Raw genomic sequence first — 22,058 nt, 5'->3', positions numbered from 1 at the left:
AACAGTATTATAATTCTAGAATGCTACTATTTTACTTATTATTTCAAGGAGTTGGGGAGTGAATAATATGACACTGCGGCATTATAAAATATTCCTTGTAGTTTGCGAACATATGAATATGACAGTTGCGGCAGAAAATCTATTTCTATCTCAGTCTGCGGTAAGCCAAGCAATTGCGGAGATGGAAAAGCACTACGGAGTTCGTTTGTTTGAACGAATGTCCCGCAAATTATTTTTAACTACCGCAGGGAAAAAGCTAATGCGTTATGCAAACCAAATTGTTCGAATGGATATGGAAGCGGAAGATAATATGAAAGCGCTTCAAAAGGATGGTTCCATACGAGTGGGGGCAAGCGTGACCATAGGCGCTTATATTCTACCGAAATTAGTGTCGCACTTTCAGCAAAATCGACCAGGAACAGATGTATTTGTGGTTGAAGATAACACGGCAAACATTGAGACAATGCTGTTGGGCGGCCAGCTCGATCTTGCCTTAGTGGAGGGCGATACAGTATCGTCTGACCTCATTAGTTTACCGTTTCTCAGTGATGAGCTGGTGTTGATCTGCGGGCAAGGGCATCCATTTGCCGGCAGAATGAAAATTGAGCCACAAGAACTGGAGCAACAGACGTTTATTATAAGAGAAAAAGGGAGTGGAACCCGTAAAACGTTCGAAGATGAAATGGCGGCAAAATCGTTAACTTGGCGAGAGGGGTGGATTTGCAATAATGCCGATACCATTAAGCTTGCCGTGCAGGAGGGCCTTGGGGTTTCTGTGATTTCTCGCTTAGCCGTAAAAGAAGAATGCAAAACGGGGAAGCTCTATGCGATTGAGGTAAAAGGTATGCAATTTCGAAGACTTTTTAAAGCGGTGTACCACAAAGGGAAATACCTTACCGATGCAATGACAGAGATGATTACAATTTGCAAAGAAGAACAAAGCCAATTGAATTAATACGAAATCCAATAAAAACTGCAAATGTTATAGACAAAACCAGTGCTCTGCATTACACTGTTTTAGGCAGAGAGTTAGTACGTCTGCTTTAAAACAGTTTGTAAGACTGCGAAAAAGCAGAGCATGAAAAGAAATAGGGGTTGAAGAGAATACATATGAAAAAAGGTTATTTGTTCATTTTAATTACTGCCATATTTTTTAGTACGATGGAGATTATGCTCAAGATTACGGCAGGTGCATTTCACCCGCTGCAAATTACTGTACTACGGTTTTCCATTGGGGCTCTGGTTTTATTACCCTTTGCGCTGCGGCATTTAAAGAAAAAGAACTGCCGCTTAAACGCAAAAGATTTGATTTACCTATCGTATACCGGCTTTTGCTGTGTAGTTATCAGCATGGTTTTGTACCAAATGGCGGTCATTTATTCCGATGCGTCTATTGTTGCAATTTTATTTAGCTGTAACCCCGTGTTTGTCATGATTCTGGCGGCGTTGCTCTTAAAAGAAAAAGTATATAACTATTCCATTGTTTCTATCATTGTAAGTATTTTGGGTATGGTAGTTATAATAGACCCCTTTCACGCGAAGGGTTCAGCTACCGGAACCATTTTAACCATTTTGGCGGCGATTACCTTTGCACTATACAGTGTGTTGGGGAAAAAGCACGGCGCACGTTATGGCAGTGTGGTAACCACCTGCTTTAGCTTTATTTTTGGTGCGGCAGAGCTATTTGCTTTGGTATTGCTCACAAAAACCACATGGTTTAGTCAGATTTTAACCGATGTGGGTCTTGGTGTGTTTGCAAATACCCCCATATTCAAAGGCATTACACCTGAGCTATTGCCAAGTCTGTTGTACATTGGCGTTGGTGTTACCGGTTTAGGTTTTGCGTTTTATTTTATGGCGATGGAAGCAACCTCGGCAATTACCGCCTCGCTGGTGTTTTTCATCAAACCAGCTCTTGCTCCCATACTCGCTTTTATCATTCTGCATGAGCCGCTTACTTCCACAAAGGTAGCTGGTATTGTTCTAATTTTAATCGGTTCTATGATTACGTTTATTCCCAGTTGGAAAAGGCAAAAAGCAGCTTTAGCAGAACAAACAGAGTCTATTTTAGAAAAAACGCATGAGAAAGTACGAAACGATTGAAATTAGAAAATTATAAAAAGGGCTATGGAACAGCAAGGTGTTCATAGCCTTTTTTCATTTAAATATTAGATAATAGAAACGCAGTACTTGTCGAACGATTTTCTGTTCCTTTTTCTTTGCAAGCACGTTGAAGAACAGCTGTCAAAATGCTATAATAATGATTAACCTCGCGAAGGCAGGCAAAGAGTAATTACCATCTTTTTGTAAAACATATAAAATTTCGTATTTCTATTTAAAATTGTTTTTACTTTTGATACGGTAATTTCAAAATGAATCGTGTATGAGAAGCCACTCCTTACGGAACACTATTGTGCAGGAGGTGGCTGAAAAAATGGGTAAACAACGCTATCAGCAGATAGAAAACCCGTCCACGCGTGAGAATGAAAACGAAGAATTGGAGCCAGCACCGGTTGGCAGTGAAAAGCAAACCGATCAAATTACTGAAAATGGTTCTGTTTTGGCAGGTGACCCAGATCACATGATTCACTGCCTGACGATTATTGGTCAGGTAGAGGGTCATTATATTTTGCCATCACAAAATAAAACAACAAAATATGAGCACGTTATTCCACAATTGGTTGCGATTGAGGAAGAACCGAAAATTCACGGTCTTCTGATTATCTTGAATACCGTTGGCGGCGATGTTGAGGCCGGTTTGGCAATTGCCGAACTGGTAGCAGGTATGAAAAAACCAACCGTTTCACTCGTTTTAGGAGGAGGGCACTCCATTGGTGTGCCACTGGCGGTTGCCGCAAAGCATTCTTTTATCGCGCAGTCGGCATCCATGACCGTTCACCCTGTTCGCATGAGTGGGTTAGTGCTTGGTGTTCCGCAAACGCTGGAATATTTTCAGCGGATGCAAGAACGCATTACTCGTTTTGTTACGCAGAATTCGAAAATGTCTCCCGAGCGTTTTTATGAGCTCTCCATGAACACACAAGAGCTGGTGATGGATGTAGGAACGGTACTCACTGGGTCTGACGCTGTGGAGGAAGGATTAATTGATTCTGTCGGCACATTGTCGGATGCAATTGATTGCCTCCGAGGTATGATAGACGAGAATCGAGTGAAAGAGAAAAAGACAAAACCACGTTCTTCTAAAAAATCGACAAAAGCTGCAAGAGAAACAAAATAAAATAACTTAATAACTCTTGCACTACTACGGCTGGCTCCGCAATGCGGTTGCCGCCGAATTACATAGTATGGAGGTTCACATTGAGTATACTACAAGCAATTATTCAGGGGATTATTCAGGGTGCCACAGAGTTCTTACCGGTCTCCAGCAGTGGTCACCTTTCTTTGGCGCAGCATTTTATGGGAGTAAAGGTAGAGAGCCTATTGTTCGATGTTATGCTGCACCTTGGTACCTTACTAGCCGTTTTAATTGTTTACCGCGATTTGATTATGCGCCTCATTGTGGCGTTCATCCGTTTGGTAAAAGATGTATTTACAGGCAAATTCCAGTGGTCGCGCATGAGCGCTGACCGTCGTTTACTTATGATGCTGATGATTGGTTTATTACCATTGTTCTTACTGTTTCTCCCCGTTCCTGGCACGGGGCATAAAATCAAAGATTTTGCAGACCTTTGGGCAACTGATTCCGATATTGTGGTAGAAGGCTGTGCTTTGATTTTCACTTCTGTCCTTTTAACCCTCGGTATTCTTGCGACAAAAAGACAGCAAGGGCGTGGGGGAGCTAGAGCTATTTCAGGAAGACGCAATTTTGATGTGCCAGACGCGCTCGCAGTTGGTTTAGCACAATGTGTTGCCGCTGTTTTCCCAGGATTATCTCGTTCGGGATCGACTCTTTCCGTGGGTTTAATGAGAGGAATCAGCCGCCAAACTGCTTTGGATTATTCCTTTGTTATTGGTATTCCGGCGATTGTAGCAGCAGCACTGCTTGAACTAAAAGACGCGATGAGCCAGCCAATTACCGTAGGCATTGGCCCCATTCTAGCCGGTGTAATTACAGCAGCGATTGTAGGCTTTTTAGCCATTAAGCTCCTGCGTTGGATGGTTGCCTCCGATAAGCTGGCAGTATTTGTGTGGTATACTTTTATTTTAGGTATTATTACCATTGCAATTGGTGTTTACGAACACCAAACCGGGCAGATTATTACTTTCTTTGCTTCTTAAAGAATGGAACTATTAATTGTAAAGTATTTGTACTGTGTTTGCGGCAGAGCATAAAAATCAGGTTGATAACACGAATGAATTGAAAAACAAGGTGAGAGTGCAGTGGCAAAACAAAAAACAGTTCAAAAGCAACCAACTCAAACAAAAAAACAAACGAAGCGACCTCCAACTGCGAATCGGCGTCAAGGCTCTTCTGCTTCCACATCAGCAAAACAGAAGCCCCGAACCGAACGCGAATTGGAGGCTTTGCGTCATCGCAATCAAATGACGGCTGTGGTTATTTTCGCTGTGGCGGTGTTAATGGCGTTTTTAGTCCTTGTAAAGGGAGACCATGTATGGAACTGGGCGCATAATGTTCTTCTTGGCTTGTTCGGTAATTGTGCAATTTTATGGCCCATCCTATTCCTTTACATATCAGTTATCACCGCCATAGAGCGCGTGAATGATAATATGAAGCTGAGGATTGGAATGATCTCAGGCATTATCATAATGGTTTGTGCCACCGTTTATATTTACGGGCCCGAAATAGGCGCCATTCAACCCGGTGGGTATATGAATCACCTAAAAGAGCTTTATGTGCAGGGTGTTGCTCAACGTGGCGCTGGTTTGGTGAGTGGCCTCATTGGCGTTCTATTTGTATCTACACTTGGCTCAGTGGGTTCAAAGATTGTAATCATTCTTCTTCTGTTTGTTATGATTATGCTACTCACAGGCACCAGCCTAATTCAGCTATTTAAAACCGTTACAAAGCCTGTGGACTTAGTTGCCGAAAACCTGGACGCAGTACGCGAGCGCCGCTTACTTGATAAAGAAAGAAAGCGCGACCCCAATATTGATATTGCTCTGGATGCAGACGAGCTTCCGGCACACCCGGTTCGCTCAGAACGAACTCCGGCAGATACGCCCGAGAAGAGCGAAAAGCTCGAGCAGTTAGAAAAGCTATTTCAGTTTACTGGGGCAAGTGCAACTCAGGAGAAAGCAGAGAGCACACCGCAGGCAGAAGAGCCGGTGGTTACAATTCCTCTACCCGTTGCGGCACCTGCTTCTACGAGTGTGGGAACAGCTTCCGTTGTTCCGCCAGCTGCTGTGCCGGTTGCACCAGCTTCGCAGGATGCCTCAGGCTCTGCGGCAGCGGCTGCCGCTTTTCTTCAGAAAACCGCTATGCTGCAAAATTCTGTGCGAGAAACAGCCGTAAGGGCGGCAGACCCTGCCCCTCAGGCAGAAGGCTACCTGTTCCCACCGCTTTCTATGCTGGAGTATTCCGCAGGTGCAAACCAGGAAGATATTACTGCCGAGCTGCAAAGCAATGGGAACATGCTGGTTGGTACATTAAAAAGCTTTGGTGTACAAACCAAAATAGTAGACATCAGCCGCGGCCCGGCGGTTACACGCTATGAGCTGCAGCCAGCCCCCGGTGTTAAGATTAGCAAGATTACCAACCTTAGCGATGACATTGCAATGAACCTCGCAGCGGCTGGTGTGCGTATTGAAGCGCCGATTCCCGGAAAGGCCGCTGTTGGTATTGAGGTTCCCAATAAAAATGTAAATGTGGTTCGCATGCGCGATTTGGTGGAATCCAATCCCTTTGTATCTGCAAAAAGTAAGCTGACGGTTGCTCTTGGGAGGGATATTGCTGGGTCTGTTGCAGTAACCGATTTGGCGAAGATGCCCCACCTGCTCATTGCGGGCTCCACGGGTTCGGGTAAATCGGTTTGCATTAACTCTCTTATTGTGAGCTTGCTCTATAAATCAACACCCGATGAAGTACGATTCTTAATGATTGATCCTAAGGTAGTAGAGCTAGGAATTTATAACGGAATACCGCATTTGCTGGTACCCGTGGTAACAGACCCCCGTAAGGCAGCTGGTGCGTTGGGATGGGCTGTTACAGAAATGCTGAAACGTTATAAAATCTTTGCAGAAAATAATGTAAGAGATTTAGCCTCTTATAATAAACTGGCAAAAAGCAAGGGTAATCAGGATGATGATGGCAATCCAATGCCACATCTACCACAAATTGTGATTATTATTGATGAGTTGGCGGATTTAATGATGGCTGCCCCGAATGAGGTGGAGGACTCCATTTGCCGTTTGGCACAAATGGCTCGTGCGGCAGGTATGCACCTCGTAATTGCAACGCAGCGCCCTTCGGTAGATGTTATTACCGGTATTATTAAGGCAAATATCCCAAGCCGAATTGCATTTGCAGTTTCATCGCAAATTGATTCCCGTACGATTTTAGATATGGGCGGTGCGGAAAAGCTGCTCGGCCGCGGCGACATGCTTTTTTCCCCGGTCGGTTCGCAAAAGCCGATTCGTATACAGGGTTGCTTTGTAAGCGACAGCGAAATTGAGTCGGTTGTTACTTACGCAAAAAAGGTGCAGGAATCCGGCTATGACCAATCTGTAATTGAAGAAATTGAGCGGAATGCGATCGCAGAAAAAAGTTCATCCGACGGAGATGCGAAGGATTCTGAGCTGACAGACCCTATGATGAATGAAGCCATAAAATGTGTTATAGAGGCAGGACAAGCGTCTACTTCCTTACTGCAAAGGCGACTTCGTCTTGGCTATGCCCGCGCAGGCCGCTTAATTGATGAAATGGAGCAGCTCGGGGTAATTGGCCCTCATGAAGGCTCAAAGCCTCGTCAGGTGTTGCTTTCACGCCAGCAGTACCTTGAAATGACCATGCAGCAAGACGGCGGGGAGCAGTCTTAAGCACTGCCTTTGCTTAAAGGAGAAGTTTTCAATATGGAGCAAGCGAATGCCGGGAAAAGCTTTCGCCATAAAAGGGCGGTATACACCGTACTGGCAGTGCTACTGCTTGCACTGGGTCTTTTGCCGGTTTTCTTTCCCTCGGGGTATTCCGCTTGGTGGCGGGCAGTCTATAATTCGGTTGGTCTATCTGATTTTTCATCCATTGCAAAAGATTACCCAATGTCGTTACATGTACTAAACGTTGGGAAAGCGGATTCTATTTTAGTCGAATGTAGTGGAAAGTATCTTTTGGTGGATGGCGGAACACCGGATCAAGCCGAAACGGTAAATCGATACTTAGCCCGAAGAGGGGTAACCACACTCGACTATATGATTAACACCCACCCAGACAGTGACCATGTTGGAGGGCTAAGCGGTGTCATTGAGGAATTTAAGGTAGACCATTACTTTATGCCGCAATTACCACAAAGCCTGTTACCCTCTGATTCTGCATTTACAAATACCATGCAATCTTTGAGCCGGCAAGGGCTTTCTCCAGAGTATCTGCAAGGGGGCAACACCTTAACTATGGGCGATTTAAGCATAGAGGTTCTGGCGCCCTTATCCGTTTTAAATACTACCAATGAAAATTCAATTGTTCTAATGCTCACATATGGAAAAACCCGATTTTTACTGATGGGTGATGCAGAAGTCGGGGAAGAGTCTGCACTTTTGGCCACTCGAAAAGACTTACATGCAGATGTACTAAAGGTAGGCCACCACGGCAGTAAAACATCTAGCACAGCGGCTTTTTTGGCGGCCGTAGAACCAAAATATGCGGCAGTGTCTGTTGCAGACAGCCAATATGAATTGCCAAACCGTGAGGTAATGGATCGCCTCAATCGTTTTTCTTCTACCGTAGGGCGTACCGATGTAAGTGGAACGTTGCTTTATTGTAGTGATGGAACAGCGATTACCTATCAAACAGAAAGGTGATAATATGAAAAATCTGATTATTGATCGTTTTGAAGGCGTGTACGCTATTTGTGAGGGGGAAGATAAGAAGTTTTTCGCCATTGATTTGTCGGAACTGCCGAAGAATGTTCGCGAGGGTGATGTACTTGAAATCAGTGATGATGGTACTTTAATTGTTAGCGAAGAGAAAACAGCAGCGCGCCGTAATCTCATTCGTCAAAAACAAAACTCCTTATGGGAGCATTGAGAGTTAGAACAGCTCGGGAGGGAGGATTAAATTTTTAATCTATCCCTCTTTTTTAACCTGAAATATGAATATTTTAAAGCAAAAGGCTCAAGCTTTTATTATGAATTTAAAAATATTTAATATGAAGGAATTGACAAATACAATGATTGGGTATAATATAATTACAACATCTAGTTTTTAAAACTACATAACGTAGAATGGAGGTGCCTTGAATTGGCGGAACAATCAGAACGAGCTTTGCATATGAACTCATATGCAGTGAGAGAAAAGGAAAGACAAGATAAAAATGAGTGGCGCAAAGGAAGAAGAAATGAATTGGGGTTGCCAACCTACAGTGTGGGTGAAGAAATTGCAAATGCGGTTACGCATGGGCTAGGGGCAATTTTAGCAATTGTAGCGTTATTTTCTTTGCAGGCGGCAGCGCCAAACGAGATATTCCCGCAGGCGGTTGTAACCATATATGCAGTGACGCTGTTCCTGTTATATTTTGTTTCAACTATGTACCATGCGTTAGGCGTTTGCAAGGCGAAACGAGTGTTTCAGGTGCTGGATCATTGCACCATATTTATATTAATAGCAGGTTCGTATACTCCAATTACTCTGCTTGCTTTGGCAGGGCAAACAGGTTTTGTTCTTTTTTCGATTGTATGGGCTGCTGCAATTGCAGGAATCCTTTTGAATATTATTGATATGGAGCGCTTTCGTAAAGTATCGATGGTATGCTATATTGCAATGGGCTGGATTGTTGTATTTGCCTTTGGCCCTCTGATTCAAGCACTGGATTTACAGGATTTGATTTTACTAATTGCAGGTGGCGTTGCCTACACAGTAGGTGCAATTATCTACCAAAAAGGGAAGAAGATTCCTTACCTGCACGCTGTGTGGCACTTATTTGTTCTGGCTGGCAGCGTTTTGCAATATGTTATGATATACCATGTGGTAGATAAGCTTTGATTTACCGTTTCTTAAATAACCACAGGCATTGTGTGGGTGGTTCAAAATAGAATAGAAGCCGCCGATGATGGGTTTATCCCTCGTCGGCGGCTTCTTTCTTTATTATTACATTCCGATTTAATTTAATGTAGAAAGCTTTTTACTCATTAATTCTACATTGCTGCAATAGGTCAATGCACTATCTTTTGAGATGATTCCCTCACGATGCAAGCGCAGTAAATCGTTATCCATTGAGAGCATACCAATGGCAGCGTTTGCACTGATTGCATTATCAATTTGGTGTGTTTTTGCTTCGCGAATCATATTGCGGATGGCATTATTAATAAGTAGAATTTCAAATGCCGGTACAAGAGTTCCATCCAGAGAGGGGATAAGCTGCTGCGAAACAATAGCCTGCAATACCATAGAAAGCTGAACACGAATTTGGTATTGCTGGTTCTCAGGGAATACATCAATAATACGGTCTATGGCGTTCGAAGCGCCCAAGGTATGCAGGGTAGATAAAATAAGCTGCCCGGTTTCCGCCGCTGTTACTGCGGTTGAAATGGTTTCGTAATCACGCATTTCTCCAATTAAAATCACATTTGGAGCTTGACGAAGAGCGGCACGGAGTGCTTGTAGGTAGCCTTTCGTATCGTTTTCTATTTCTCGCTGGCTCACAATACTTTTATTATGAGGATGCAGAAACTCAATGGGGTCTTCAATCGTAATGATATGGCTGTTACGTGTTTGATTAATTTGCTCAATTAAACACGCTAAGGTAGTGGTTTTACCGCTCCCCGCGGGGCCTGTAATGAGTACTAGTCCCCGCTCTTTCGTAGCAATATCCATTACCGCTTGAGGAATATGAAGTGCATGGGGTTTTGGGAGCTCGAATCCCAATATGCGGAGTACAGCTGCACAAGAGTTTCGCTGTAAATACGCATTACAGCGAAAGCGCCCCAGTTTTGGAATCGAAAAGGAAAAATCATCGTCCCCCTTTATTAAAAAGGCTGAAAAATCTCTCTGCCCAGCAAGCGCAAAGATGGTAGAAATAATATGCTTGGTTGTGTCCGGCATTAGCTTTTCTTCATTCATCGGCTGAATTATATCGTGTATTTTATAAGAGACAGGGCAGCCAGAAATAATAAAAATATCAGAGGCGCCTTTTGATACGGCTGTTTGCAGCATTTCAAGAATTTCCATAAGGAGGGTATTTCCTTTCCGGTCGATTAAGAATGAGGGCCCTGCCACACGGTTAGGGGTTGGTTGTCTCCATCCCATTCCTGTGATGCAGCTAGTTTGTACTTAATAATTTGGTACCTCTTTTCTCCTATTTGGGGTAGGAGAGTAACCTGTATTTCTTGAATGGAACCGGTTGGGACTGAAAAGGTAATGTAACTTTTATCAGCGCCCTCGGCAATCGAAAGAGTAATACCGTCAATAACAGTGCCATTTAGTTTCTTTGCCAGCGCTTCTTCCGCAATGGAAGGGGTTTCATTATGTATACGGAGGATTTTGGCATCGAACTTACTGAGGATTGATTGCGCTTTTGCATCAGCGGCATAATAGCTTTGAATGCTTTGCATGTGTTTGTTGGTAAGCTTCCAGTCTGATTTCACAGCGGAAAAAGAAAGCACTGCAAAAGCAGTGAGGCATAAAATAACAAACACCATAAAGAGGGAGGTAAGGCCTGCACCTGAAAAAAACGGAAGTTTTTTTTGCTTCATTCGCTTACCCTCCCATTGTTGGTAGAAGAGGGGAAATAGCGTTTTGCCGTCAAGGTGTAAAGCTCACTTTTGCCTTTTTGAATGGTAATGCTTAATGTTGCCATTGTTCCAGCTTCTGTGGGAGAAAAGTTGAGCCTTTTTTCGGCAGCAAAAATCCCTCCAGTTGAAACGGGTACCCATTCATTATTGTACTGGGTTTGAAAAACATTTCCCTGCCGGACTGCACTTCCTTCAGCAAAAGCACGGGTCGCATCTTCTGGTGTATTCACAGAATATAACAGTTCCGCTGCCGTTTGCGCGGTTGCCATTGCATATTGTGTGTCTATATTTTTATTAGAAATTGCTTTTGTAGCCAGGTGAATTTGCAAAACAGCAATAGAAGAAATTGCTAAAAACAAGATAACGAACAGCATTTCAATATAATAAGGGTGAATTTTCGTGGTGTGTTTCATTGGTTTCCCCCTCGGTTTTTAAGAGGCTCTCGGGCATACAGAGACGGATATTTGATTCCCATTGAATGCAGTTGCTGAAATAGCAAACAATCTTCCGTTTTTATTGATAGAGAATTGTTTGATTTCCGTAATTTTTTCACCCTGCTCCGGTACAAATGGTTCTTCATCGCTTGTGAATAGCTCCATCAAAAATCCGTTATGAAAATAGAGATAAGTGTTGCCGGTTTTAGATGCCTCCTGCGAATGGATACGAAGCACCTGCTGACCATCCACCGTGTTTACCACAATATTTTCTGCATGGTCTGCGGAACGAATTTGATTCGCAGTGTAAGAGAGTGTAGCACGAATTTGGTGGTTAACGGTGATCGATTGCAAACTATTCCGGTACGCGTCGGCTCCGAGCAGCACTAAAAATAGTGATATTGCAGTGAAAATACAGGCGATAAGTAAGACAAAAAGCGTTTGTGTAGATTGGTGCATTCTCAGGTTCACGGTTTAACCTCCTCGGAACGCCACCGTTCCACGAAGCGAATCTCTGGTTTTATATTTGCGGCGAAAATCTGATAATCAACATAATATTTTTGAGTATCTACATGAATGTCATAATTACTTTCCAAGTACTCAAAGCTGGGAGGATAAGCGCCCTCAATCGCGTAGCAATTTACAACAGCACGGTCAATTTTTTGAAGAAGCAGCTTGCTCGAATTCCGGTGATTTACCTGCTCAATACGGGTAAAGCCAGCCACAATAATAAAAAGCAGTACCGCGAACAAGCCTAATGAGAAAAAACGACGCATATAGTAGCTCACCCTCTCTATGCAATACTGCTCATAATCCCGATTAGCGGGAGCATTACGGAAAGCAACAAAGTACCAATAATAACAGAGACCAAGCCGACTAATAACGGCTCTATAAAGGCTATTTTTCTGCTGATAAGCTCCAATGCCTCATCGTTATCTTTATCTGCAATTTTTGTGAGCACTTTTTCAAGATTCCCTGTGCTTTCACCAACTCGAAGCATGCTAAAACGTACTCCGGTAAAAAGACCCGTTTGCTGCAATGCTGTGGTTAAAGAGGTACCTCCTTCAACGGCCAGTGCAGCTTTCTGAGCATTTGCCAGATTACGTGGGTTTTGCAGTATGTTTGGCATAAGATGCAACGCTTCGGATACATCGTACCCGCTGCTGAGCAAAATGGATAAAGCCGAAGCAAATTGTGCTGAATCTGCTCGATTGATAATTCTTGTAAGAAAGGGGAGACGATTGGCCAGGGAAAGGGAGTAAACGCGCCCCTTTGGAGTTCCGGATAAAAACAGGATAAATAAAATAAGTGACCCGATTAACAGCATAGCAACCACAGCAAAATGCCCGGCGGCGATGCCGAGGTTTACAGCATGAAGAGAAACGGCCGGGTAATCATCATTTAGGCCATCAAAGACCTGCAAAAACACAGGTAGTATTTTATTGCTAAGCACACCTAGAATCGCAGCAATCATAAAGATTAGCACGAGTGGGTAAGTGAGCGCACCTTTTACCTGGTACAGTAATTGATCTTCACGTTCGTAATAAATAGCCAGCTTCGCCATAACTTCATCTAATCTGCCGGTTTTTTTCCCGATTTCAACCATATGTATCATATAAGAAGGGAAATAACCAGATTCATTCACAGATTGGCTGAAAGACCCGTTTTGTGCAATTAAATCACACACGTGTTGCAGCATCTGTTTTTGTTCTAGATTTTCTGTATTCTCACAAATTACGGCAATTCCTTCTTCCAAAGGAATTGCCGATTCTAACATCCACGAAATTTGAGAGCACATGTAAGACAACTCAGCGGCCGTAAATGCGGTTCTCTTTTTTAGTTGCATAGAAATACCCTCCGTGTTGTCTTTTAATAGATACGAGCAGTAGTATATCCCTTACCAACAGTATTCGAGGCACCTAAGGTGGGGTCTATGAGCTTCCAACCGGTATTGGAGACCTCAATTTTAATGGTAATCCATCCCGTACCTTTTAAATACACTTCGTTCCAGGCATGTGTTACGGCAAGCGTATCCACAGAGCCAACGACTACTTTCGAAGGAATCCCCTGTGAACGGAGCATCGCCGCCATAAGGGAAGAGTAATCAAAACAAATACCTTTTTGTGTAGTGAGTATGGTATCCACATTTGGTACATAACCGGAGGTTACCTTTGCCGCTTTTTCGAAATCATATTTAATATTTTTAATCATATAGTTGTAAATGAGCTTTAATTTTTCAACATCTGTATTGGCACCGGCAGTTAATTCAGTTGCCTTTTTTGTCGCTAAAGAAGAAGTAGTGAAGCTTACATATTGATTAGGGTATAGAAAAGGAGCTGTTTCGCTAGAAAGTGTGACGGCCAGCGGCGCATTGCATACTTCTTTATAATAGCTGCCAGACACATTTTCTAAAACCCTTATTGAATATTGGCCATTGCCCATTTGTAAGGAATATGTTTCGGTTATTCCTTTCCCATTTAGGTCGTAGTTATAGGTGGAGGTGTCTTTTTTCACCTGCACTTTTAGCTTTTTTTCGGGTCCGGTATATTTTATTTGAACATAACCGTTCCCAGCTGCACTTGCATCGATTACAACACCATTTTGAGAGAAAACAGACACGGACGAAGCCAGCGTTTGCAACGGTGTTGTCTCATAAGAGAGTTGTTTTAAAGCAATGGTTTTGTTTTCAATGGTTTGGTTACTTGCATGTTGAGCAGGCAAAGCATTGGCTACTGCCATTACAGCAGAAGCCGTCTTCCCTGCGGAAGAAACACTGGCGCAGGAACTTAATATACAGGAGCTTGCCAAAATGAAAGAGAAGCAAACTTTGATTTTTCTATGAGAAAAGCTGAATACTTTCATAAATATCCCTCTCGAAATAAAAGCAAAAAGTTTATATAATCCAAATCGTCAATCAAATCAAAAAACTTCCCTTCATAGCTCGTGTTTCAGAATTATATATAGGTTTTATTGGCTATTTCAGGAAGTATTATTGTTATTTTTAGTATATCATGGGTCATAAAAAAATACAAGAAAATAATCGAGTGAATGCATTTCTAATTGTAGGCTTGAATTATTATTAAATACCAAGAATTAATACAGGAGTACCCATTGGAAAATCGAGTAAATCAAAGAAAAGGGGCCTAATTTTCATGTTTTTTACTGTGAGCATGCGAAGCAAAAAAAGCTTGATTGCACTTGCAATGGTTATGATTCTCCTTATTACTAGTGTAACCAGCGCAACCGTAGGAGCAATAAACAGCAAGCAGAAATTTGAAGGAATACCGCTAACAATCATCATGTACCATGGTGTAATTAAAGATAGCAAACACCAAGGAACCTATATGATTTCACCACAGCTTTTGGAAAGTGACATGAAGTATTTAAAGGATAACGGCTATAACGCAATTGTAATACAAGACCTGATTGATTATGTTGACGAGGGAAAACCATTACCAGAAAAACCGGTAATGCTCACGTTTGATGATGGATACTACAACAATTATTTATATGCCTATCCCTTGTCCCTTAAATATAATATGAAAATTGTGATCTCTCCGATAGGATATTTTACGGAAAAGTACAGTGAAAATGGGGAAGAAAATGAACTGTACTCGCACATTACATGGAAAGAAATGAAAGAGATGATTGATTCCGGAATGGTAGAAATACAAAACCATAGCTACCACCTGCACGGAACAAAAGATACCGGCCGACTTGGAACACAAAAAAAGAAGCAAGAAAGTGCAGACGCCTATGAAAAGCTGTTGGTCAACGACTTAACGGAGATGCAGGAGCTTATGCGTACCAATACTGGCTGGACACCAACCGCGTTTACTTATCCCTTTGGCATCATTAGCAAAGAATCCATCCCAGTAATACGCAGCATGGGGTTCCGTGCTTCATTAAGCTGTGAAGAGCGAATTAATGATATTACGCGTGACCCCGAGGGACTGTACCAATTAGGACGATTTTTGCGAGGTCCTGGAAAATCAAGCAATCAGTTCTTTGCAGGGTGTCTAAAATAATTCTTTTTCTATTACCTGTTTGATTCTTCTTGCATATCATAAAACAAAAGGAGGAAGCTGTATATGCCCAATATTTATCTTAGCCCATCCCTGCAGCCGTATAACCAGTACGTAAACGGCGGAAGTGAGCAATACCATATGAATATTCTCGCGGACGACATGGAGCCTTACCTAAGAGCAAATGGAATTCGTTTTACTCGAAATACGGTAGGAATGACTCTGGGTCAGGCCATTCGGGAATCAAACGAGGGGTACCACGACTTGCACCTGGCTCTGCACTCAAACGCTGCTCCTCCGGCACTTGCCGGGCAGCTCCGCGGTACCGACGTTTATTATTATCCATACAGTGCTGCCGGCAAACGGGCAGCAGAAATTATAGCAAATAACTTTAAAGAAATTTCCCCTACGCCAGATAAGGTAAGAATCATGCCAACTACTACACTGGCTGAGATTACAAAAACAAACGCCCCATCTGTGCTAATTGAAACGGCATACCACGATAACCCCGAAGATGCCGAGTGGTTGGTAAATAACATGCCACTCATCGCGAAAAACCTGGTGAAATCGCTTACAGAGATTTTTGGAATCCCGTTTATCGACAATCCACAGCCAGCTCGTTCCGCAAAAGTAGTTACCCAAGGCGGTAATTTAAACATTCGCAGTAAACCTAGCCTAGATGCTGCGGTAATTGGTCAGGCACCAAATGGTGCCGTTATTACGGTGTTAGGCGAGTGGCAGGGTTGGTATGTTGTAAATTATAATGGAACCATCGGCTATGCTAGCAGCCAATTCATTCGTTGAGTTATTTCTTTTAATCTAGATAAAAGTGTTAGTAAATAAAATCGGGGAGGCAGCCAAATAGGCTCCTCCCTGACTTTATTATGCCATTCAAGACATTCTATAAAAACTAATTTTGAGAATAATACGAAGCCAATGCTTCCATTTGCTCTTGTGTAATACCGAAGTTCGCTAACAGAGCGGTAAGCTCCGGGTCTTTTTTCATGGTCTCAGCTAGGTACTTAATTGTATTAATGGAAAGCTCATTTGCAGCCTCATTTGATTCAATCGTTGTAAGGTCAACCACCTTACTTGCCTCTGGCTTAGTTGGAATTGTGGTTTCGCCTATGGTTCCACGAGATTTCTCCGTAGCGCTTACTGTCATGAGTTTGGGCACTGCAAATGAGATTGCGCTTTGTAATTCATCTCCATTGAGTGCAGTGTCTACTGTTAAGCTCATTTTGTGGAAATCCCTAAAGGATGCAGGTATATCCGTACCCTTAAATGTATTTTCAATCTCTTTGTCGGGATCATTCAAGGTGATAGTATATTTACCAGTTAGAATTTCATAATCGAGGTAGGGCACGATTTTGGCAGCACTGTAATCTACATTTAATCCTGCTGTTTTAGTGCCTTTCTCGGCTATCGCATTCAGCTGTAATCTACCAGCATCTTTCTCTGTCATTGTGTTTGAAAAACGGAGGGCAGACTTCTCATTTACCATAAGTTCAACCGCTTGTTTTTTCTCAGCAATCAAGTAAGTGAGGTTTGTAGTGTCACTGGTTTCTTTGATTGTGTAAGAATGTGCCAAAAGTGCTCCGTTTTGAGCAATGTAAGAGGTTGCAGAGAAAGCAGGCTTGTTTATGTCTAAATCTTTAATAAAGAACATTTTGTCTATCTCAGAGTCAAACTGCTCTTTCGTAAGTGTTTTCGACTTGGTATCGCCGAATAAGTTGGAGTACAGATTATAGTTATCTGAAATCATCGTAAATAGGTACTCATCTTCTTTTACCGCTTTGGCAAGTGCGTTTACCAATTCTGCAGTTTGCTGCTCGGTTAAAGATGCAGTTAGCTTTTGCCCTTGCACAGTTTCGCCATCTACCGTAACGCTTGCATCATTTTGTGCGGTTACTTCTGCATTAGCGAGTGCGCCTGCATAGATGTCTGCAAGCTTATTTAGACTTGCTTTCAGTTTTGCAGAGTCATATTTTGTTTTTGCTAATGAATAAGGGGAGAGGGTAGAATTACCGGTATCTAAGTACTTATCCAAAAGCTCTGGGAATTGAACGTACATTTTGCCATCTTCATAAGACAATGTGTTGATGGAAAGCTTTAATGCGGAAGGATCTTTTAATACAAAACTTGACTGCATTCCTTCTTTATTTATTAATAACTTCGAATCAACCTTTAAGCTGTTTATATAACTTACTAATTTCTGCATTGTCTCAGAATCTTCTTTTGAAAGACCAGAATCCTTTAAGAACTCATCTTCGAATTTTAAGTTGAGTTGCATATTTGATTCCATTGTTTTCGGCTTTGTGTATGTTTGCAATAAAGTGTGTCCCTTATCCAAACCAGTTACAATAAAATTAGCGCTCTGTTTTGCCGTTGTCAGCTCAATTTTTTGTGCATACTTGGTTTTGCCTTCCAGTAACTGAGAAAAATCTCGATTAAAGAAGAGCTTGCCAACTGCAAAAATACCAACTACTACAACAAGTATAGAGATTACTGCAATAATAGCGGGATTCAATTTCTTTTTGGGCTCCTGTGGAGCAATTTCGTTCTCCACAAATGATGGGGATTGGTCATCGACAGGGGACTGCTCAGTTAAATTTTCTTCGTTTTCCGTAGTACTGCCGCCATTGGTGCTAAACATCCGGGAACACTCCTTCAATATAATATTTTTTATTGGAGGTTATAATTATAGTATAAGAGAATTCCCGTTTATTTCCATAAAATCATTATACTGCATTTTATTTCAAATTCCGACAATAATTATAAGTAATCTTATTTTGCTCTAAGATGGATGTTAGAGAGTTGCTGTACATGATAAATTCTTTTCACGGTATGATATACAATTGTTATTACACAAGCAGAAAATATCATCATAACAGCAGTTACGAGGAGCATAGATGGGGAGAGACTAACAAGAGAGAAGAATTCATGGTACAACAGCATTGCGGCAAAAAATCCTCCAGACATTGTATAAAACAGCACTTTCCTTAAAGTGTTAAAAGGCAAGCAAATGCTTAAAAGGTTTAATAAGCCTGTAAAACCGATTAAAATGACGCTTACGGTAGAAATTTCATCGCCAGAAAGACCAAAATGACTGCTTACTGGCATTAGAATGATAATGGTTAGTGCCATTGCTAACATGCCGGGAAGAGACTTAGTAAGAATATTCACGATGAATTTGCCGCGAATTCGGTCTTTATTGGGCTCCATAGCAAGGATAAACGAGGGTACCCCAATGGCAAATAAATTAATTAATGAAAACTGTATCGGCTGTAAAGGGTAGTCGTACGGAGCGAAAATAAAGAAGACAGCTATAATTGCTGAGAAAAATGCTTTCACCAAAAAGAGGCAGGCAGAACGCTGTAAATTGTTAATGGAGCGCCGGCCCTCATGCACTACCTTGGGCAAAGAGGCAAAGTTTGAATCAAGCAATACTAGCTGCGAAACCGTTCTGGCTGCATCACTTCCAGATGCCATTGCAATACTGCAATCGGCTTCTTTTAGGGCGAGCACATCGTTAACGCCATCTCCCGTCATCGCTACGGTGTGGTTCTTCTTCTTGAGTATTTTTACCAGCTCCAGCTTTTGCTGGGGAGTAACACGCCCAAAAACAGAGTAACGCTCTGCGGCTTCGGCAAGTGCCTCGTCCGTTTGCAAAGTGGTTGCATCCACGTAGTTGTCTGCGTTTTGCATGCCCGCTTTCTTTGCAATGTTCGATACGGTAATGGGGTTATCGCCAGAGATTACTTTCAGGTCAACACCCTGTTCTGCAAAATAGAGAAGTGTTTGCGGGGCTTCTGCTCTTATTTTATCGCTAAACAAAAGCAGTGCAACAGGTTGTAGGTCGCTTGGCAGTCCTTTTTCCCGAAAACGACCGGTGGATTTCATAAGAACAAGCACTCGTTGACCACTTTCGGCGAAAGTATCTGCCTTTTGGCGAATTTCAGAGGACTTGTCCGTCAACATAATTTCCGGTGCTCCCAAAACGTAACAGCCTTCCTTTTCAAAAAAAGCTCCGCTCCATTTGTTCGCTGACGAAAATGGTATCATTTCTTCGCATTTCCAGTCAGTAGAACCGCAAAAGCTTTTCCGTACCGCATCCATTGTGGGGTTGGTATCTGGAAGAGTGCTCGCCAATGCACTGAGTGCTCGTTCGGCCTCTTCTTGATTTGTAGCTCCAAGAAGAATAAGGTCGTCGAGCTGGAGCGTTCCTTCCGTAATAGTACCAGTTTTATCTAGACATAGCACATCCACACGTGCTAAAGTTTCAATGCAATAAAGCTCTTGAACCAGTGTTTTATGGGAAGCGAGCCGAATAACACTAACTGCTAAAACAACACTGGTTAATAGCACCAAGCCCTCTGGTATCATTCCAACCAGAGCGGCAACTGTACTAACAATAGATCTGGTAAAAGACGCCTGCATAACAAAATGCTGTTTATAAAATAAAATTAGGCCAATGGGAACAATCGCAACACCAATTACTTTAATGATACGATTAATCCAGGTCATAATTTCTGAATTGGGCTTTTTCAAGTATTTCGCGTCTTGCGAAATTTTTTCGGCATAATTGTCTTTTCCAACATGCTCTACTTGTGCATGGCATGCACCGCTTACAACAAAGCTACCGGACAGCAAGGTGTCACCTTGTTTTTTGCAAATTGGGTCCGACTCTCCCGTTAAAAGGGACTCGTTTACTTCACACTCACCGTCGCATACAATGCAATCGGTGCAAATTTGATTTCCGGCTTCCAAATATAAAATATCGTCGAGAACAACATCGTGAATTTCAATGGTTTGCTTCTCACCGTTTCGTATCACCTTAGCTTTGGGTTCTGCAATTAACGCCAAACGGTCAATAGTCCGTTTCGCTCGAATCTCTTGAAAAATGCCAATCACTAAATTGCTGAGAATGACTCCCATAAATAGTAAATTTTTATAGGAGCCAACCAGTAAAATCAAAGACGCAAGAATTGCATTTAATATATTAAATGGTGTAATTATATTTTGTAATACGATCTCTTTAACCGACTTTGTTTTTATGTCCGATTCACCATTACAAAGACCTTGCTGACGCCGTTGGTCAATTTGTTCCTGCGTCAATCCGGTTGAATAGTCGGGATGAAAGCGTTCAAAATAAGATTGTGACGGTTCAGTCATTGCACTTCATCTACCTTATGTTTTTTAAACAGTATACCCTAAAGAGAAAAAAGGAATGGGTGATTATGATAAAAATTAAAATTGAAGTCATAATTTTCGTATAGTTACCCAAAAAACAATGGCGAGGCAGTATTTCATTTAACAATTATGCGTCTTGTTGCAAAATCTATTTGTGGTATAATGGATGACTAGTGAAGGTGAACAGAAAATGCGTTGTAATTTCACAATTCTGTGCAGTGCATAAATCTGCTGCAGAAGGAAAGGAGATTGATACCATTTTTAAGCAAGACGCTTTCGATTTTATTTCTTTAAGATCGGGCAAAGATTTAAACGGTATGCTGGTGCTTTTTTTGACCATTTCTATATTTTTACCATTTTATGTTAGTATGGCAGCCGTTTCTATTATTGCATTTATGACGGTAATCAATTACGAGAGACGAGCAGAGGCTTTTGGCGATTTGTATTCGGTAGGAATTGTTTTATTCTTTCTGTTTACCGGCTTTGTCGGGCAAGTATACAATAACCATATTGGAACTGCTTATTCACTTTTTGCCGCAGCTCTTTTAGTATGTGGGTTTTATATTCGAAGCTTTATGACAAAGCAGCTTTTTGACCAAGCAATGGATACGGCCTGTTTGAGCAGTGTGGCTTGTGCAGTAGTAGCGGTTTTTCAAAAAATAACCACTTACGCCACAGACCCTACGTTCCGCCCAATATCCACTTTTACAAATGCGAATTACTATGCAACGATAATAGAGTTTGTTGTTTTAATTGCTTTGTATCGCATGATAACCAACGCACAGAATCGCCGTTTTTATTTTATTGTGATTGCAAGTAACCTTTTGGGGCTTTATCTTTCCGCCAGTATGTCTGCGATTTTTTCTCTTGGGCTTGCTGTACTGGTATTCTTATTCCTGAAGGGGAAACGTAAAGTAGCTATGATGATCGGCCTAGGCGGGCTGGTTTTGGTTGCGGCAGGCCTTATCTTGCCGGAATTATTCCCTCGTGTTGAGGTGATAGACCAGACCTTTGACCAGCGTGTAAATATTTGGACAACATCGATTAAGGGTATTACGCATCATCCGTTTTTTGGCCAGGGTGCGGCAGCTTACCGTTTGGCCTGTGAAGAATATTTTGGGTATAAAACATATCACGCGCACAACTTGTATCTGGATACATTATTGAATTTTGGTCTAGTCGGTGCAGTGGTGATGACCGGATATTTGTACAGCCAAGCTAAAATCGTATTAATTCGTTTTCGCAGCAGAATATGCGGAAACATGAATATACTATTGGCTGCATGTTCCTGTGCGATTATGGTTCATGGCTTTACCGATGTAACTATTTTTTGGGGACAGACAGCGATGCTCTTCCTTTTGATTTTCTCTTCTACCGGAATTAATGCGGTAAGCGCAAGCGGAATACTTCGTGTTCGCCAGCGTTTGGCTGCAGCAACCGAGTTTATGGAGCATTCCAAGCAAGAAAATGCACCGGTGTATAAGAATAACTAATTTATTTATGAAAAACCTCTGTAACTTACAGAGGTTTTTCTTTTTGTAATATA

Annotated in this window: 20 protein-coding genes; 11 read left to right on the top strand and 9 right to left on the bottom strand. The window is 42.1% G+C overall.

Annotation, left to right across the window (positions count from 1 at the left end):
- The first annotated feature begins 67 nt into the window (after positions 1 to 67).
- The 8 genes from CAN90_RS08820 (at position 68) to trhA (ending at position 9,112) form a co-directional block, all read left to right on the top strand.
- Positions 68 to 955 carry a LysR family transcriptional regulator gene (locus CAN90_RS08820; protein ID WP_085833464.1) on the top strand — a complete coding sequence of 296 codons (888 nt, stop codon included), beginning with the start codon at positions 68 to 70 and terminating at the stop codon, positions 953 to 955.
- 155 nt (positions 956 to 1,110) lie between these two features.
- Positions 1,111 to 2,103, top strand: a complete 993-nt coding sequence (locus CAN90_RS08815) for a DMT family transporter (RefSeq protein ID WP_085833463.1) — start codon at positions 1,111 to 1,113, stop codon at positions 2,101 to 2,103.
- 331 nt (positions 2,104 to 2,434) lie between these two features.
- On the top strand, positions 2,435 to 3,238 hold the full coding sequence (locus CAN90_RS08810) for a ClpP family protease (protein WP_085833462.1): 804 nt from the start codon (positions 2,435 to 2,437) through the stop codon (positions 3,236 to 3,238).
- 80 nt (positions 3,239 to 3,318) lie between these two features.
- Positions 3,319 to 4,239, top strand: a complete 921-nt coding sequence (locus tag CAN90_RS08805) for an undecaprenyl-diphosphate phosphatase (protein ID WP_085833461.1) — start codon at positions 3,319 to 3,321, stop codon at positions 4,237 to 4,239.
- A 102-nt stretch (positions 4,240 to 4,341) separates the two neighbouring features.
- On the top strand, positions 4,342 to 6,957 hold the full coding sequence (locus CAN90_RS08800; protein ID WP_085833460.1) for an FtsK/SpoIIIE family DNA translocase: 2,616 nt from the start codon (positions 4,342 to 4,344) through the stop codon (positions 6,955 to 6,957).
- A gap of 33 nt (positions 6,958 to 6,990) precedes the next feature.
- A complete protein-coding gene (locus tag CAN90_RS08795; protein ID WP_085833459.1) occupies positions 6,991 to 7,932 on the top strand; it encodes a ComEC/Rec2 family competence protein in 942 nt (313 codons plus the stop codon).
- A 4-nt stretch (positions 7,933 to 7,936) separates the two neighbouring features.
- On the top strand, positions 7,937 to 8,158 hold the full coding sequence (locus CAN90_RS08790; protein WP_085833458.1) for a DUF3006 domain-containing protein: 222 nt from the start codon (positions 7,937 to 7,939) through the stop codon (positions 8,156 to 8,158).
- Positions 8,159 to 8,371: 213 nt separating this feature from the next.
- The gene (gene trhA / locus CAN90_RS08785) at positions 8,372 to 9,112 is read left to right on the top strand and encodes a PAQR family membrane homeostasis protein TrhA (RefSeq protein WP_085833457.1); all 741 of its coding nucleotides are present in this window, start codon (positions 8,372 to 8,374) and stop codon (positions 9,110 to 9,112) included.
- Between the two features lie 117 nt (positions 9,113 to 9,229).
- On the opposite strand, the gene CAN90_RS08780 is transcribed toward trhA, so the two are convergent.
- From CAN90_RS08780 to CAN90_RS08750, 7 genes are read right to left on the bottom strand one after another with little or no spacing between them, the layout of a single operon-like run.
- The gene (locus CAN90_RS08780; RefSeq protein WP_085833456.1) at positions 9,230 to 10,297 is read right to left on the bottom strand and encodes a type IV pilus twitching motility protein PilT; all 1,068 of its coding nucleotides are present in this window, start codon (positions 10,295 to 10,297) and stop codon (positions 9,230 to 9,232) included.
- Between the two features lie 26 nt (positions 10,298 to 10,323).
- The gene (locus tag CAN90_RS08775; RefSeq protein WP_085833455.1) at positions 10,324 to 10,821 is read right to left on the bottom strand and encodes a hypothetical protein; all 498 of its coding nucleotides are present in this window, start codon (positions 10,819 to 10,821) and stop codon (positions 10,324 to 10,326) included.
- On the bottom strand, positions 10,818 to 11,273 hold the full coding sequence (locus CAN90_RS08770; protein WP_085833454.1) for a hypothetical protein: 456 nt from the start codon (positions 11,271 to 11,273) through the stop codon (positions 10,818 to 10,820). Before CAN90_RS08770 ends, CAN90_RS08775 begins: the two co-directional genes overlap by 4 nt.
- A gap of 18 nt (positions 11,274 to 11,291) precedes the next feature.
- Positions 11,292 to 11,765: a DUF4860 domain-containing protein gene (locus CAN90_RS08765; protein WP_085833453.1), complete on the bottom strand. Its 474-nt coding sequence runs from the start codon at positions 11,763 to 11,765 to the stop codon at positions 11,292 to 11,294.
- The gene (locus CAN90_RS08760) at positions 11,762 to 12,070 is read right to left on the bottom strand and encodes a hypothetical protein (RefSeq protein WP_085833452.1); all 309 of its coding nucleotides are present in this window, start codon (positions 12,068 to 12,070) and stop codon (positions 11,762 to 11,764) included. Before CAN90_RS08760 ends, CAN90_RS08765 begins: the two co-directional genes overlap by 4 nt.
- Positions 12,071 to 12,087: 17 nt before the next feature.
- A complete protein-coding gene (locus CAN90_RS08755) occupies positions 12,088 to 13,140 on the bottom strand; it encodes a type II secretion system F family protein (RefSeq protein WP_085833451.1) in 1,053 nt (350 codons plus the stop codon).
- A gap of 23 nt (positions 13,141 to 13,163) precedes the next feature.
- Entirely contained in the window at positions 13,164 to 14,156 is a 993-nt protein-coding gene (locus CAN90_RS08750) for a transglutaminase-like domain-containing protein (RefSeq protein ID WP_085833450.1), read from the bottom strand.
- Between the two features lie 290 nt (positions 14,157 to 14,446).
- Here CAN90_RS08750 and CAN90_RS08745 point away from each other — a divergent pair, with 290 nt between their 5' ends.
- Positions 14,447 to 15,322 carry a polysaccharide deacetylase family protein gene (locus CAN90_RS08745; protein WP_085833449.1) on the top strand — a complete coding sequence of 292 codons (876 nt, stop codon included), beginning with the start codon at positions 14,447 to 14,449 and terminating at the stop codon, positions 15,320 to 15,322.
- A gap of 63 nt (positions 15,323 to 15,385) precedes the next feature.
- Positions 15,386 to 16,123: an N-acetylmuramoyl-L-alanine amidase gene (locus CAN90_RS08740; RefSeq protein ID WP_085833448.1), complete on the top strand. Its 738-nt coding sequence runs from the start codon at positions 15,386 to 15,388 to the stop codon at positions 16,121 to 16,123.
- Between the two features lie 106 nt (positions 16,124 to 16,229).
- On the opposite strand, the gene CAN90_RS08735 is transcribed toward CAN90_RS08740, so the two are convergent.
- On the bottom strand, positions 16,230 to 17,975 hold the full coding sequence (locus CAN90_RS08735; RefSeq protein ID WP_085833447.1) for a hypothetical protein: 1,746 nt from the start codon (positions 17,973 to 17,975) through the stop codon (positions 16,230 to 16,232).
- 131 nt (positions 17,976 to 18,106) lie between these two features.
- The gene (locus tag CAN90_RS08730) at positions 18,107 to 20,494 is read right to left on the bottom strand and encodes a cation-translocating P-type ATPase (protein ID WP_085833446.1); all 2,388 of its coding nucleotides are present in this window, start codon (positions 20,492 to 20,494) and stop codon (positions 18,107 to 18,109) included.
- A gap of 197 nt (positions 20,495 to 20,691) precedes the next feature.
- On the opposite strand from CAN90_RS08730, the gene CAN90_RS08725 reads away from it, so the two are divergent.
- A complete protein-coding gene (locus CAN90_RS08725) occupies positions 20,692 to 22,005 on the top strand; it encodes an O-antigen ligase family protein (RefSeq protein ID WP_242953612.1) in 1,314 nt (437 codons plus the stop codon).
- Positions 22,006 to 22,058 lie beyond the last annotated feature (53 nt).

The sequence above is a fragment of the Clostridium merdae genome (assembly GCF_900176635.1).
Classification (GTDB): domain Bacteria; phylum Bacillota; class Clostridia; order Oscillospirales; family Acutalibacteraceae; genus Faecalispora; species Faecalispora merdae.
The sequence above is the reverse complement of the archived record's forward strand: the minus strand, read 5'-3'. Positions and strand labels throughout refer to the sequence as shown.